The 14,231-nt window shown below is 38.7% G+C and carries 14 protein-coding genes; 9 read left to right on the top strand and 5 right to left on the bottom strand.

Annotated elements, in window-relative coordinates; translation table 11 throughout:
• Positions 1–62 precede the first annotated feature (62 nt).
• The 7 genes from GQR54_RS07730 (at position 63) to GQR54_RS07760 (ending at position 5,605) form a co-directional block, all read left to right on the top strand.
• On the top strand, positions 63–1,562 hold the full coding sequence (locus GQR54_RS07730; protein WP_166377048.1) for an RNA polymerase factor sigma-54: 1,500 nt from the start codon (positions 63–65) through the stop codon (positions 1,560–1,562).
• A 26-nt stretch (positions 1,563–1,588) separates the two neighbouring features.
• On the top strand, positions 1,589–1,876 hold the full coding sequence (hpf, locus tag GQR54_RS07735; protein ID WP_007580301.1) for a ribosome hibernation promoting factor: 288 nt from the start codon (positions 1,589–1,591) through the stop codon (positions 1,874–1,876).
• A gap of 4 nt (positions 1,877–1,880) precedes the next feature.
• Positions 1,881–2,333 (top strand): PTS IIA-like nitrogen regulatory protein PtsN, encoded by a 453-nt coding sequence (gene ptsN / locus GQR54_RS07740; protein WP_024590190.1) that lies wholly within the window; start codon positions 1,881–1,883, stop codon positions 2,331–2,333.
• An 18-nt stretch (positions 2,334–2,351) separates the two neighbouring features.
• A complete protein-coding gene (rapZ, locus tag GQR54_RS07745) occupies positions 2,352–3,197 on the top strand; it encodes an RNase adapter RapZ (protein ID WP_166377049.1) in 846 nt (281 codons plus the stop codon).
• Positions 3,198–3,239: 42 nt separating this feature from the next.
• A complete protein-coding gene (locus tag GQR54_RS07750) occupies positions 3,240–3,512 on the top strand; it encodes an HPr family phosphocarrier protein (protein ID WP_002957937.1) in 273 nt (90 codons plus the stop codon).
• 130 nt (positions 3,513–3,642) lie between these two features.
• The gene (gene mgtE / locus GQR54_RS07755; RefSeq protein WP_166377050.1) at positions 3,643–5,001 is read left to right on the top strand and encodes a magnesium transporter; all 1,359 of its coding nucleotides are present in this window, start codon (positions 3,643–3,645) and stop codon (positions 4,999–5,001) included.
• A gap of 52 nt (positions 5,002–5,053) precedes the next feature.
• Complete coding sequence (locus tag GQR54_RS07760) at positions 5,054–5,605, top strand: protein disulfide oxidoreductase (RefSeq protein ID WP_166377051.1); 552 nt, start codon at positions 5,054–5,056, stop codon at positions 5,603–5,605.
• Positions 5,606–5,796: 191 nt separating this feature from the next.
• On the opposite strand, the gene GQR54_RS07765 is transcribed toward GQR54_RS07760, so the two are convergent.
• Entirely contained in the window at positions 5,797–7,974 is a 2,178-nt protein-coding gene (locus GQR54_RS07765) for a YgiQ family radical SAM protein (RefSeq protein ID WP_166377052.1), read from the bottom strand.
• 130 nt (positions 7,975–8,104) lie between these two features.
• The gene (locus tag GQR54_RS07770) at positions 8,105–10,294 is read right to left on the bottom strand and encodes an EAL domain-containing protein (RefSeq protein ID WP_166377053.1); all 2,190 of its coding nucleotides are present in this window, start codon (positions 10,292–10,294) and stop codon (positions 8,105–8,107) included.
• Positions 10,295–10,405: 111 nt separating this feature from the next.
• On the opposite strand from GQR54_RS07770, the gene GQR54_RS07775 reads away from it, so the two are divergent.
• Entirely contained in the window at positions 10,406–10,987 is a 582-nt protein-coding gene (locus GQR54_RS07775) for an SRPBCC family protein (protein WP_166377054.1), read from the top strand.
• On the top strand, positions 10,956–11,843 hold the full coding sequence (locus GQR54_RS07780; RefSeq protein ID WP_166377055.1) for a TIGR03899 family protein: 888 nt from the start codon (positions 10,956–10,958) through the stop codon (positions 11,841–11,843). Before GQR54_RS07775 ends, GQR54_RS07780 begins: the two co-directional genes overlap by 32 nt.
• 33 nt (positions 11,844–11,876) lie before the next feature.
• Here the strand turns inward: GQR54_RS07780 and GQR54_RS07785 are convergent, their stop codons facing one another.
• From GQR54_RS07785 to GQR54_RS07795, 3 genes are read right to left on the bottom strand one after another with little or no spacing between them, the layout of a single operon-like run.
• Positions 11,877–12,647 carry a TIGR04219 family outer membrane beta-barrel protein gene (locus GQR54_RS07785; protein ID WP_166377056.1) on the bottom strand — a complete coding sequence of 257 codons (771 nt, stop codon included), beginning with the start codon at positions 12,645–12,647 and terminating at the stop codon, positions 11,877–11,879.
• 3 nt (positions 12,648–12,650) lie between these two features.
• On the bottom strand, positions 12,651–13,637 hold the full coding sequence (locus tag GQR54_RS07790; protein WP_010554262.1) for a DUF2333 family protein: 987 nt from the start codon (positions 13,635–13,637) through the stop codon (positions 12,651–12,653).
• A gap of 8 nt (positions 13,638–13,645) precedes the next feature.
• Complete coding sequence (locus GQR54_RS07795) at positions 13,646–14,158, bottom strand: copper chaperone PCu(A)C (protein ID WP_166377057.1); 513 nt, start codon at positions 14,156–14,158, stop codon at positions 13,646–13,648.
• Between the last annotated feature and the right edge of the window lie 73 nt (positions 14,159–14,231).

Consider the following 14,231-nt stretch of genomic DNA (forward strand, 5'->3'; position numbering starts at 1 on the left):
GCCATGTCTTTAAGCATCTGCTAGTATTAATTATAACAACATAAAAGGATTGTTAGAGATACATGAGGCAATCACTACAGCTGCGCATGGGCCAGCAACTTACAATGACTCCACAGCTGCAACAAGCTATTCGTTTGTTGCAACTCAGTACATTGGATCTCCAGCAAGAAATACAAGAAGCTCTCGACAGCAACCCGCTATTAGAGGTTGAAGAGGCAGATTATTCAGAAGACGCTGCAGGTAAAAACGAGCAAAAAGCTGATACCGATGACATAACTGTTAGCGCATCTGCCGATGATGCTCCAAGCGAATATGAACAAGATAGTGGTGAAGCACTTGCAAAAGACACGCTAAGTGACGACATGGCTATGGATGTTAGCTGGGATGAGTACATGAGTGCCGCCCCTGCAGCATCATCAGGTCCAATGCCTGAAGACGAGTCAATATACCAAGGCGCCTCTACTGAAACGCTCCATGAGTATTTAATGTGGCAGTTACAACTAACGCCATTTAGCCCTACAGACGAAGCTATTGCTATTGCGATTGTAGAAGCCGTCGATGATTCAGGTATTTTAACACTAAGCTGCGAAGAGATTTTAGAAAGCTTTAATCAAGAAAACGAAGATGATAACGAAGTCGAACTTGATGAAATTGAAGCTGTATTAAAACGCATCCAACTGTTTGATCCTGTCGGTATTGCTGCGCGTAGTTTACAAGAGTGTTTGTGTATTCAGCTTAACCAGTTTGACAAAGAAACACCTTACATTAATGAAACAAAAATGATTTTAACCGAGCATATTGATTTATTAGCTGCTCGTGACTATCGTACATTAATGAAGAAAACTAAGCTCAAAGAAGAAGAGCTTAAAGAAGTAATGACATTAATACATACTCTTAGCCCTAAACCTGCAGATACTATTGTAAGAGAAGAATCTGAGTATGTTATTCCTGATGTGTCAGTTAAAAAAATAAAAGGCCGCTGGGTTGTTGAACTAAACCCAGATAGCATGCCTAAAATTCGTGTTAATAGCCAATACGCAGCAATGTCTCGCACTGTAAAATCCAGTGGTGACAGCCAGTTTATTCGCTCGCATTTACAAGAAGCTAAATGGTTTATTAAAAGCTTAGAAAGTAGAAATGACACGCTATTAAAAGTAACCAATTGCATTGTTAAGCAACAACAAGGCTTTTTTGAACACGGCCCTGAAGCCATGAAACCAATGGTTTTAAATGATGTTGCTGAAATGGTAGAAATGCACGAATCAACGATTTCGCGCGTAACAACCCAAAAGTATATGCACACACCCCGTGGTATATTTGAGCTAAAATACTTTTTCTCAAGCCATGTAAGCACCGAAAACGGTGGTGAATGTTCATCTACGGCTATACGTGCTCTTATCCGAAAATTAATCGCTGCAGAAAACTCAGTAAAACCATTGAGTGATAGCAAAATAGCGGATATATTGGCTGAGCAAGGAATTAAAGTAGCGAGACGCACAATCGCAAAATATCGCGAATCTCTGTCTATTCCACCGTCAAATCAACGTAAAAGTTTGATTTAAGACGCTAAACTAAGAGGGTAATGCTTATGCAACTAAACTTAACTGGTCGCCACGTAGAATTAACCGATTCACTAAGAGACTATATTAATACTAAATTTGCGAAGCTAGAAAGACACTCTGATCATATTAATAATGTTCATGTCATTCTCGATGTAGAAAAATTAAACCAAAAAGCAGAAGCCACGATACACGTAAGCGGTGCTGAGCTATTTGCCTCTACAGAACATCAAGATATGTATGCCGCCATTGACTCGTTGATCGACAAGCTCGATCGACAAGTAATTAAACACAAAGAGAAGCTTGCTCGACACTAATATGATGAAATTAAGCTCACTTATATGCCAGGACTGCAGCAAAGCTGCGGTCCTTTTTAATAGCAAAAAAAGAATTTTAGAGTTCATTAGCGAACTTGCTCACGACAAACTTCCGTACCTACCGCAACAAGATATTCTTAATGCTTTAATGAGCAGAGAAAAATTGGGTAGTACAGGTATAGGGCGTGGCATTGCCATTCCTCATGGAAGAATGAGCGGTGCAGAAGAGCCTTTGGCTTTAGTACTCGTTAGCGAAACTCCAATAAATTTTGATGCGATCGATAATCGCCCTGTTGATATTTTCGTCGCACTCATCGTACCAGATGGCGATAACCAGCAGCACTTAAAGACTCTAGCAACCATTGCTGATAAACTAAACAACAAAGATTTTTGTAAACAGTTACGCAGTGCAAAATCAGATACTGAGCTTTACCAAGTTATTGTCAATCAATCATAGTTTTATAAAGGGTGTTAAATGGAGTTAATTATCATAAGCGGCCGTTCTGGTTCTGGAAAGTCGGTTGCTTTACGCGTTGTAGAAGATTTAGGTTATTATTGCGTAGATAATATTCCAGTTAACTTGCTTCCTTCATTAGTTCGCAGTGTGTCTGATAGCTACGATAAAATTGCTGTTAGCATTGATGTGCGTAACATCCCTAAACAACAAGATGAATTTAACGATATTCTTGAATACTTGCCAGGCTTTGCAAACCCTACGTTATTTTATTTAGATAGCGACGATCAAACATTGATCAAACGTTTTTCTGAAACTCGTAGATTACACCCACTATCAATTGACTCGTTGCCTCTTGATTTAGCCATCAAAAAAGAAAAAGAATTACTTGATGTATTAATCACTCGCGCCGACTTTATGATAGACACGACTGATTTGAGTGTTCATCAACTTGCTGAATCTATTCGTGAAAAGATTTTAGGTAAAAAAGATAAGCAACTGATTGTCACGTTTGAATCATTTGGTTTTAAATACGGCATACCAAAAGAAGCCGACTATGTATTTGATGCACGCTTTTTACCAAATCCACATTGGGAACCTGAATTAAAACCTTTAAATGGGTTAGATCAACCCGTTAAAGATTATTTGGCCAATCACAGCATTGTGCAAAAATTCACATGGCAAATTCAAACATTTGTACAAACGTGGTTACCGCACTTAGAGCGAAATAACCGCAGTTATTTAACTATTGCTATTGGGTGTACAGGCGGACAACATCGCTCTGTATATTTAGCGCAAACCATCGGTGAAAGTTTTGCAATGACACATCCCAATGTAAAAATTCGCCATCGCGAACAAGAAAAATAATATAGCGGAATAAGAACCTGTTCAGCTTAGGTAGAGTAAATTATGCATTGTGAAGACACTTTTTTAATAAAAAATAAATTAGGATTACACGCCAGAGCTGCTACCGTGCTTGCCCAGTTGGCAGTGCAGTTTGATGCTACAATTACATTATTTCAAGACGACAAAGAAGCGGCAGGCGATAGCGTACTTGCACTAATGTTACTTGAAAGTAGCCAAGGCAAAGAAGTAAAAGTTGTATGCAAAGGCCCCGATTCTGAGCAAGCTTTGCATGCTGTTGGAGAATTAATAGCACAACGTTTTAATGAACAAGAATAAACAGTTATAAGAATAATACTCGCATTACAAATGCCTCGACTAAAACAGATATATAAAATAAATACGGTTAGTGACGCCAGTTAACTCACCTCTCCCCATAAAGTAACATAAGAATTTATAAAGGACGCCAATGCCTGAAGCTTTTGAACAAGATTACCCGCTACAACAACTAAAGCAGGTGACTAAGTCACTCAATAGTGGTCAATTTGTTCAAGTTAGGCGCATGCTCGCAAAAACAGCTCCTTGTGATACCGCATTATTATTAGAATCATCACCGCATAAAATTCGCCGACTCCTTTGGCAGTTGGTTGATCCTGATGTGCAAGGTGATGTTCTTGAAGAACTATCTGAAGATGTTCGTTTAGGCATTATTGCCCAGATGGAACCTAAGCATATTGCAGCCGCAACAGAAGATATGGGCCACGATGACTTAGGTGAAGTATTACGTAGTCTACCAGACACCGTCTACAAAGACGTTGTTAGCGCGATGGACATTCAAGACCGTGAACGTGCAACACAAGCACTTTCGTATCAAGAGCGCTCTGCAGGCGCGCTAATGAACACCGATACGGTGACCATCCGCCCTGACGTAACACTCGATGTTGTACTTAGGTATATTAGGCTACGTGGCGAGTTACCAGAAGGTACCGATGATTTATACGTTGTTGATAAGCATAACTGCTTTATAGGCGCTTTATCGCTGAGTACATTATTAACTAACCCGCCAGAAAAAATTGTTCGCGATTTAATGGATGAAGATTGTGAATCCATTCCAATCTCAATGGATGAAAGTGAAGTCGCGCAATTATTTGAACGTCATAATTGGATATCGGCACCCGTAGTTGATGATAACGATCAGCTCCTTGGTCGTGTCACTATCGATGACATCGTTGACGTAATCCGAGAAGATGCTGAGCATAGTTTATTGGGCTTAGCCGGTCTTGATGATGAAGAGGATACATTCGCTCCTGTACTAAAAAGCTCTAAAAAACGCTCAGTTTGGTTAGGTGTCAACTTACTAACTGCACTTGCAGCTGCTTTTGTAGCTAGCTTTTTTGAAGGCACTTTAGATGTTTTACCTATTTTAGCTGTACTTAACGGTATTGTTCCTTCAATGGGCGGTGTTGCAGGTAGCCAATCGCTAACTCTCGTTATTCGTGGTATTGCAGTAGGTCATATTAATCAAACTAACCAACGCTTTTTAATGATGAAGGAGCTTGCTATTGGCGCGTTAAACGGTGTTTTGTGGTCGTTGTTAATTGCAGGTGTTATTGCACTATGGCAATGGGACTTTATGCTTGGTGGCGTACTTGCCTTTGCTATGTTTATGAATCTGGTTGTGGCCGGCGTTGCTGGTGCGAGTATCCCTATTATTCTTAAAAAGATGAATATAGATCCCGCTCTTGCAGGTAGTGTAGTTTTAACTACAATTACAGATATTGTGGGTATATTCGCCTTTTTAGGCACCGCAACATGGCTGCTGATATAAGTTTAAAATGTAAATTTTTGAAGTTAACATATTTAGAGAAAAATCAGCCATTATGACAACTAATACCAAAAATAAAAAAGACACACCTAAAAAAGCGCCAAAACAAAAAGGCCTATCAATATTAAAGAGTGTGTTGATATATGGTTTCATATTTTTCGTAATTTATAACGCTGTAAATTGGTGGCGACAACCTGTTATGCCAGCAAATCCTCAATTACAATTAATAGATTATAAAGGGCAAAACATTGATTTAGCAGCAATGAGCCAAGATAAACCAACACTTGTCTATTTTTGGGGAACTTGGTGCCCTATTTGTAGTATTACCTCCCCTGCCATAAACGAACTCGCAAACGAGAATAACTACCCTGTAGTGAGCATCGCAGTAAAATCAGGTTCGGATCAAAAACTACATGAGTATCTAAATGATCATGGCTACAGTTTTACCACTGTCAACGATCAACACGGTGAGATATTTGCCGATTGGCAAGGGCAAGTCACGCCATCTTATATAATCTTAAAAGATAATAAAATGACGCAAGGGCTAACAGGCATTCAGCCGTTATGGTCACTTAAATTACGTTTGTGGTTATCATCAACGTTTTAAGAAAAAACTAACTGCAAGTATATAGGCACTAAATACGTGCTATCTCAAGAGGGGTTTCTAAAAGCTCGCTCTTTATCACCTACAATAATATAGATAATAAAGAGCAAGGTTTACTTAATTTACGCATGAAAAGGGCTTAAAAACCCTTGGCGTAATTAAACTAATCTACTAGTTATTATTAGATTGAATCACTAACGTGTACTTTGACGATTACCGCCTACTTTTGGTTTAGTGTTTGCCTTTTTAAATTGGCTAAAGCCGGTATGTCGCGTTAGTGCAGGACGTCCGCCTTTACTGCCACCTTTACCTGCTTTTTCATCACGCCCTTCTTCAGGCACTAAACAGTTAGGCCCTTTACCAATTAAATTAGCTTTACCCATTTTACGCAGTGCTTCACGTATCATCGGCCAACCTGCTGCATCATGGTAGCGTAAAATAGCTTTATGTAATCTACGTTGGCGAGCACCTTTAGGTACTGGAACAACTTCTGTATTGTTTTTTATATTACGTAAAGAGTTCATTTCTGTGTGGTAAATAGTCGTCGCATTAGCCATCGGTGATGGGTAAAAATTTTGTACCTGATCAAGCTTAAAGTCGTTTGATTTAAGCCATAAAGCCATGTTTACCATGTCTTCATCTTTTGTCCCTGGGTGAGCAGATATAAAGTAAGGAATTAAATACTGCTTTTTACCGGCTTCTTTAGAGTACTTATCAAATAATTCTTTAAATTGATCGTACGCACCCATACCTGGTTTCATCATTTTTGATAATGGACCATCCTCTGTATGCTCTGGCGCTATTTTTAAGTAGCCACCTACATGATGCGTTACTAATTCTTTAACGTAACGCGGGTCGCGTACAGCTAAGTCGTAACGAACACCAGAAGCAATCAATACCTTTTTGATACCCTTAACTTCACGTGCTTTTTTGTATAAGTCTATTGTTGGCGTATGATCTGTATCCATATGCTTACAAATTTCAGGGTACACACATGATAAACGTCTACAGGTACTTTCTGCCTTTTTGCTCGTACAACGCAGTTTATACATATTTGCCGTTGGGCCACCTAAATCAGAAATAACACCAGTAAAACCGGGTACTTTATCTCTAATCTGTTCAATTTCTTCAATAATTGATTCTTGCGAACGGCTTTGAATAATACGCCCTTCATGCTCCGTAATTGAGCAAAACGAACAACCTCCAAAACAGCCGCGCATAATATTAACTGACGTTTTTATCATGTCGTAAGCAGGAATTTTAGAGTCGCCGTAACTTGGGTGAGGAATACGCTGATACGGTAAACCAAACACGGCATCCATCTCGTGTGTTTCTAATGGGTATGCTGGCGGGTTTACCCAAATAGATCGATCGCCGTGTCGCTGAAACAGTGCTCTTGCACAACCAGGATTTGTTTCTTGATGTAGAATACGCGAAGCGTGGGCGTATAAAGGTTTGTTAACACTTACTTGCTCATAAGCAGGTAGCTTAACGTAAGTTTTTTCCCATGGCTTAGGTCGCGCAGGCTGAACCATAATTGGTTTTGCAGCTTCTACCTTTAAGTCTATACCCGCTTGTTTAAATTCAGATTTACTACAGCCAACATCATCAGCGCCGTATGGATTTGGAATAGGGTCGATTTTACCAATTTTATCTATAGCGGTGGAGTCACTTCCACGCCAACCTGGTAAAGGTTCTTTTCTGATAACAGCCGTGCCGCGAATATCTTGAATAGTATCCATTGTTTCGCCTGCGGCAATACGGTGTGCAACTTCAACTAACGGACGCTCTGCGTTACCGTAAATTAAAATATCAGCTTTTGCATCAAACAAAATACTACGACGTACTTTTTCTTGCCAATAGTCGTAATGAGCTATACGACGAAGACTCGCTTCAATACCGCCAATAACAATTGGGATACCTTTGTATGCTTCACGGCATTTTTGCGAGTAAATCATTACGGCGCGATCTGGACGTTTACCACCTACGTTATCTGGCGTGTAAGCATCATCGTGGCGCATACGCTTTTCAGCTGTATAGCGATTGATCATCGAATCCATGTTGCCAGCTGTTACACCAAAAAATAAATTCGGTCTGCCTAGTTCCATAAATGCATCTTTAGAGTCCCATGCTGGCTGGGCAATAATTCCCACTCTAAAGCCTTGCGCTTCAAGTACACGGCCAATTACCGCCATACCAAAACTAGGATGATCGACGTACGCGTCGCCACTAATTATTATTATGTCGCAGCTATCCCAGCCAAGTGCATCCATTTCTTCACGTGTAGTTGGTAAAAATGGCGCGGTGCCATAACATTCAGCCCAGTATTTAGGGTATGAAAATAAGGCGCGCTTAGCTTTGAGTGTGCTCATAATTGTGGCCGTAGAATAACAAAAGGCGCGAATTATACCCTACTAAATTGTTTATATATACAAAGTAGTCAAAGCATATCGCGCCCTAAATTCTAAATCGTTCATTAGCTTAAATAATAAGTTAATCTTTTTAGCGTTTATTTATAAATTCTATTAATTCATTTTCAGGCATGGGTTTAGCATACATAAAACCTTGTACTTCATCGCATCCTAAATTTTTTAAGAACTGGGCTTGCTCTTGTGTTTCGACCCCTTCAGCAATCGTTTTTAAGCCCAACTTAGCACCAAGTGATATAACTAAGGCAGCAATAGCGCCAGTGTCGTCATTTGGTAAATCTTTAATAAATGCACGATCTATTTTCAACCGATCCAAAGGTAAACTTTGAATGTAACTCAGCGACGAAAAACCAGTACCAAAGTCATCAATAGCAACTTCCATTCCGAGTTCTTTTAGCTCGCTTAGCGTACTAATAACCGTTTCCAGCTCATCCATTACTACGCTCTCGGTGATTTCTAATTCTATGTTTTTTGGCTTAACACCATATTTTAACAATGTATTTTTAACAGTTTGCGCATAACCTTTTACTTTAAACTGTGGAACAGACACATTAACTGCAATACAAATTTCTGTGCCCATATTTTCTAGGCGCTTTTGCTGTTGGCAAGCTTGTTCTAATACCCACTGCCCTATATCAACAATTAAGCCCGCATCCTCTGCAAGTGGCACAAACACAGCCGGCGATATATACACGCCATCACTTGCCGGCCAGCGTAATAATGCCTCACATCCAATTAGTGATAAGTCATCTAGTGCAAGTTGAGGTTGGTACCATACCTCTAATTTATTTCGAGCAAAGTCATGACGTAACTGCCTAATAATCCCTATCCGCCAAGCCATCTTATCTTGCATATCAATATTGTAATAAACGCCTTCTTTATGCTTTGCTTTTTTAGCTTGGTCAAGTGCAATATAAGCAACTTTCAGTGTATCAATACCGCTACTTTGAAAGTCTTGTTGTTGGCATAAGCCCACTCTAAAATCGATAGGGAGTAAATGTTCTTCTGCGTAAAATGAAATACCTAATTGCTCATTCAACTTTTTTAAGTCAAATTCGTCTTGGCGAATAATAAAACCAAAAACATCAGCGCCAATACGTGATAGTAATTTAGCTGTTGGGTAATTTTCTTTTAACCTTTGCACAATGCCAATTAATACTTTATTGCCGACCTCTTGCCCTAAGCCGTTATTAATATCTGCAAAATTAACTACATCAAGTAATACAAATACATGATCGTTCACGTGTGGCTTTTGATAACTCACCACACGCTCAATAAAATTAGTACGATTTGAAATACCAGTAAGCACATCTTTATAAGCAGCATCTCTTAACTTTACAAATAACCTTATGTTATCAAGTGCTACACTTACATTAGTTAAGAAAATTTCAGCAAATTGCAGCTGTGCTTGTAAGGGAATGTGGTCGCACTCTATATATAAAGCCGCTTTTCGATGCTTACTTTTTAATATAAATGTTGAACTTGAGTCTATGTGTTGGTGCTTTGACAAACCAAAACACGACTCAACTTGTTCAAATACTTTGCTATCAACATTAATTAATTTTTTGCCAAAATAGCTTTCGTAATGCCCGCAACCACCTAAGACCTGAATAAAGTCATCGCCATCTAACTTACTGCAAACAAGCCCTCTAGGTGAACATTTTAAAATAATACTCATGTGCTTGATGATTTCTTTGCATAATTGCTTAACATCAGTAAGTCCTAAAATAGACTTTGATGCTGAAACAATCGTGTTCATTGCATCACTTTGATATTCAAGCTGACATACCTGCTCGTATGAGCGAATAGCGGTTATAAGCGAAGTTACTAACTTAGAACGAGTCAGCTCTGTTTTCGTTTTATAGTCATTTATGTCGTATTCTCGTATTACTTTTTCTTCTGGTGTAATACCTGCTTGCCCTGTTCTTAAAATAATTCTTACATGTTGATTATTTAATTCGTCACGCACCCTTTTTACAACCTGCAAACCGGCATCGTCAGTTTCCATAACAACGTCTAAAAAAATAACCGAAATATTTTTATTTTTAGCTAGCACTTCTATTGCTTCTGCACCCGAATAAGCATCGTGAAATCGCAAGCTAGCCCCTAAAAACTCAACGCCAGACAAAGCTAATTTTGTTACAGAATGAATCTCAGGTTCGTCATCAACAATTAAAATATCCCAAAACTTAGTCTGCTCAACAACAGCATCGTCTTCAAAATCTTGTTCAAAAAATAAAAAATCGTTTTGATCTGACGACATTCGCTCTCCTAAGTAGCAATCAATAAATTATTTTTGGTTTATAATCTAATTCATACTATAGTCGATTAAGAAAAAGTTGTTGTATTTCAACTTGAAAAACTAATAAAAGGTGTGCTTATTAAACCATTAAAAATATTAATCAAATGCGTACTGTTATTACTATTAGTATTGGCACTGGTAGGGCTAATACTGCCTCAAAGTTATAGTGTAAATAAAACAATCGAAATTAATGCCAATCTTAAAGTAATAAAGCCGCTTATCACCGACTTTAGCCAATGGCAAAAATGGTCTCCATGGGAAAAAGTAGACCCCAGCATACATTTTACTTTGGGCGAACCCAGTTCTGGCCTAGGGGCTCATCAGTCTTGGGAAGGAAAATGGGGGTATGGTGAAATGATCATAACTTCGGTAAGCCAAAATAAAGTCAACTTCAACATACTTTTAAATGCTGAACATATTATTAGAGGCACTTTTAACCTTAGCGAGCAAAACGGTATAGTTACGTTAATATGTAATATTAAAGGTCAAACAACTGCTCCTTTAATATCTGGTTACACTGCAATTTTGAGCGAGTACGTACTCAGTAATACAGTTTCACTGGGTTTAAATAACCTTCAAACTGTTGCACAGCTTAGTGATCCACAAAGGATAATGCATAGTCATGACAGTCAAAACAGCACAGGCGAGAATTAATCTTGCCAACATCATCGAATCCTTACTTGGTTACCCTATAACAAAAGTAGGTAATAACGGTGTACTACCTACTAACGAGCAAAGTTACGATATTAAGGGCAAAATTAAGCCGCTTTATCATATCAACAGTGAAAACTCTGTTTTAGCTCGCGCTCAAAAGCGCCAAGATTTATTACTCATTAAACAACAACAAAATATAGAATCAATTTTAGCAGTGGCTATGGGGGTTTGCCCTGATGTAGCAAGTAGTAAACAGCCCGATGTTGATTGGGTAGAGCATTTTATAGCACTGTGTGAAGATACTTCAAATGCGTCAATGCAAACTTTGTGGGCCAAAATTTTAACGGGAGAAACACTCAATCCTGGTACGTTTTCAATTAAAAGCCTTCAAACTTTAAAACATATGACACAGCGAGAAGCAGACTCTTTGCAAAAATGTGTGTCGCTCTCAGGTTATAACGAAAAAGACGACAGCCACTTTATTCTACTCGGTTTTTACAAGAAACCATCTTTGTTTGATTTACTACGAAAAGGAAACAAAGTGTCTCTAAATTTAGGAAAAACAGGTATTAGCTTTCCTGATATTTTAACGCTCATGGATCTTAATTTACTGTATAGAAAAGAAATTGAATCTGCAGTGCTTAAAGCGGGGCAAGAACTTACCCTTTCATTTTTATCGCAAAAGGTAACATTAAAAGCAAAAAGTAGTGATTTGGTATTGAGCTACTACAAATTTACACAAACAGGTGATGAACTATCTAAACTCATTAATTTCCCTATAAATAAAGTGTATAAGCAGTTGATTAATAATGCGTTGGACGGAGAGTTTGATTTAGCGTGGCACGCTATAAAGTAATATGCCACGCTTTGTTTAATTAGAAGGTACTAATTAAAAATGAACCTGAATACCCGCAAATGGGCCAGATGCATCGATATCAGTAGTAATATCATCCACATCATCAAGTTCTAATATCATAGAGCGGTATCCTGCTTTAACAGCAACATCTACTGCTAGATTGTCGATAAGTTCCCACGCTACACCTACTTGGTAATCTTGTACTTTGCTATCGTCAATAGCCAAAAAGCTCCCCTCAAAAAACACACTTAAACCAGTAAATGGTAAGCCAGCTTCGGCACGGCCGTATGCAAGAGGAACAAAACCAGAGAAGTCTTTGGTTTCGGTAAAGTCAGCTCCACCTTGTTGAGAAGTACCATTTACAACAATATCACCATCAAACTGCTTAACGTTTAAACCCAAATCAATTGAGATTAAATCGTTATCAAAAATCTCATAATAAAAAATGTAATCAATGTGCGTTAAATCACTTACTGTATTTACAGTAGAGCCCACAATATAATCAGAGCCATTAAAACTAAATGTATCTGTAAGCCGCGCAGAACCATTTAACTCAAGCTCTGTATACTTTAATTTAATGTTTGGAACTAGTGGCACTGGGTGCTCAAGCGCTGCGTAGTAACTTACAAATGTTTCATCCTCAAAATCAAAATCTTGAGATGATTTATCTTTATAAGAAAATTGACCATCGTTATCTGACTTCCACCCATCAACACCTACATATAAACCTAGTAGGGTGTCAGCTTGCGCTGCTGGTGCTAAACATGCCATTGAAAGGGCTGCTGCTAAACAATATTTTTTCATTTTTTATCCTTGAGCTAATAGCTCGCTAAGTTCGATTAAAGCCGCATTGGCTCTAGAAATATAATTTGCCATAACTAAAGAGTGGTTAGCAACATAGCCAAAACCATTCCCGTTTAAAATAAGTGGGCTCCATACTGTTTCTTGAGTTGCCTCAAGTTCACGTATGATTTGTTGAACGCTTACACGTGCATTTTTCTTTTCAAGTACATCATTAAAGTCATACTCTATCGCTTGTAAAAAGTGTAGTAACGCCCAAGTAGCACCGCGCGACTCGTAAAATACATCGTCAATTTCTAACCACGGTGTTCTTACTTGCTGCTGCAGTGGAGCAAGAGTTGCTTGTTTATTAGATGAATTACCCGCTAAATCGGTGTTCACTTTTTCTTGGCCTACGCTTGCACTTAAACGCTGGCTTAAGCTACCTAAACGTTTTTCAGCTTCTTTAAGCCAACTACGTAGGTTATCTGCTCGTGCGTAAAATTGGCTATCGCGCTCATGCTCATTGGCAATTTGTCCACGATATACCATTAAGTAGTCAATACCTTTTTGGTATTCACCTTCAGCACTTGGCCATGCCCATGCTTCAGAGCTTATATTAAACTGTGGCTGCGCCTTTTTAAGTGCTTCATGCTCAGTAGACTGTGATTGCGAACGGCTAAAATCTTTTCGCATAGAAAGCGATAAATCACGCACCATTTCTAGCGCGCCATATTCCCACGCCGGCATATCATCCATAATAATACTTGGTGGTATTACATCATTTGATAAGTAGCCACCGGGTTTATCTAGTAAGGTATTTGCTACTGTAATTAATGTAGAAGTGGTTACGTAACCCGTAACTATTTTTTCATTACGAAGCTGCGCTTGCTCTTTGGCGTTTGCAACAACATCAAAGCGTGAAGGCTCAGTGCTCCAGTAAACAGCAATTGCGTAAAATATGATAAGCAGTAAAACAACTATTCCTGCTATTTTTCCTTTGTGTTGCGACATGTGTACTCCTAATGATGAGCGTGTTGAGTAGATGGTTTTGACTGCTTAGCTTGCGCTTCAAGCGACACGACTTGAGCATTAGTAAATAAGCGATTACCGTCACTAAAATATAGTGTGAGTTTGCGCTCTTGTCCTACTTTTAATGACTCTTGTGGTTCAAATGCCATTAAATGATAACCCCCAGGTTGAAAGCTGACACTTTCGTGCGCCTTAATTTCAACCGATTCAACTTGTTGCATTTTCATCATGCCGTCTACATGTGAATGCTCGTGTATTTCAACACGCCCTAAGCCATCAATAGTTGCCTTAGTTAAAGTTGCTGCGGCTCCACTGTGATTTATTAGCGTTAAATAACCTACAGTTGAAGTACTGCCAGGTAAAAACTCTCTAACTTGCGCGTTAGTTACTTCGAGCACAGCCACATCAGAACCATGTTCGTGCCCTGAGTGCGCCGCCAACGATGACGAAAAAAAACTAAATATTAATGCAGAAGCCATCGAAAAACATAGTTTCGTCATCATTCTTATCCTTATGAAAACTTTAAATTACAGGCTAAATTTAACATAGTTAACCTATAATAGTCAGTCAAATTAA

This window comes from Pseudoalteromonas sp. Z9A4 (assembly GCF_011378845.1).
Taxonomy (GTDB): Bacteria; Pseudomonadota; Gammaproteobacteria; order Enterobacterales; family Alteromonadaceae; genus Pseudoalteromonas; species Pseudoalteromonas arctica.

Coding starts and splice junctions, on each gene's coding strand:
- GQR54_RS07730 (WP_166377048.1), top strand. CDS start 63: ATGAGGCAATCACTACAGCTGCGCATGGGCCAGCAACTTACAATGACT.
- hpf (WP_007580301.1), top strand. CDS start 1,589: ATGCAACTAAACTTAACTGGTCGCCACGTAGAATTAACCGATTCACTA.
- ptsN (WP_024590190.1), top strand. CDS start 1,881: ATGAAATTAAGCTCACTTATATGCCAGGACTGCAGCAAAGCTGCGGTC.
- rapZ (WP_166377049.1), top strand. CDS start 2,352: ATGGAGTTAATTATCATAAGCGGCCGTTCTGGTTCTGGAAAGTCGGTT.
- GQR54_RS07750 (WP_002957937.1), top strand. CDS start 3,240: ATGCATTGTGAAGACACTTTTTTAATAAAAAATAAATTAGGATTACAC.
- mgtE (WP_166377050.1), top strand. CDS start 3,643: ATGCCTGAAGCTTTTGAACAAGATTACCCGCTACAACAACTAAAGCAG.
- GQR54_RS07760 (WP_166377051.1), top strand. CDS start 5,054: ATGACAACTAATACCAAAAATAAAAAAGACACACCTAAAAAAGCGCCA.
- GQR54_RS07765 (WP_166377052.1), bottom strand. CDS start 7,974: ATGAGCACACTCAAAGCTAAGCGCGCCTTATTTTCATACCCTAAATAC.
- GQR54_RS07770 (WP_166377053.1), bottom strand. CDS start 10,294: ATGTCGTCAGATCAAAACGATTTTTTATTTTTTGAACAAGATTTTGAA.
- GQR54_RS07780 (WP_166377055.1), top strand. CDS start 10,956: ATGACAGTCAAAACAGCACAGGCGAGAATTAATCTTGCCAACATCATC.
- GQR54_RS07785 (WP_166377056.1), bottom strand. CDS start 12,647: ATGAAAAAATATTGTTTAGCAGCAGCCCTTTCAATGGCATGTTTAGCA.
- GQR54_RS07790 (WP_010554262.1), bottom strand. CDS start 13,637: ATGTCGCAACACAAAGGAAAAATAGCAGGAATAGTTGTTTTACTGCTT.
- GQR54_RS07795 (WP_166377057.1), bottom strand. CDS start 14,158: ATGATGACGAAACTATGTTTTTCGATGGCTTCTGCATTAATATTTAGT.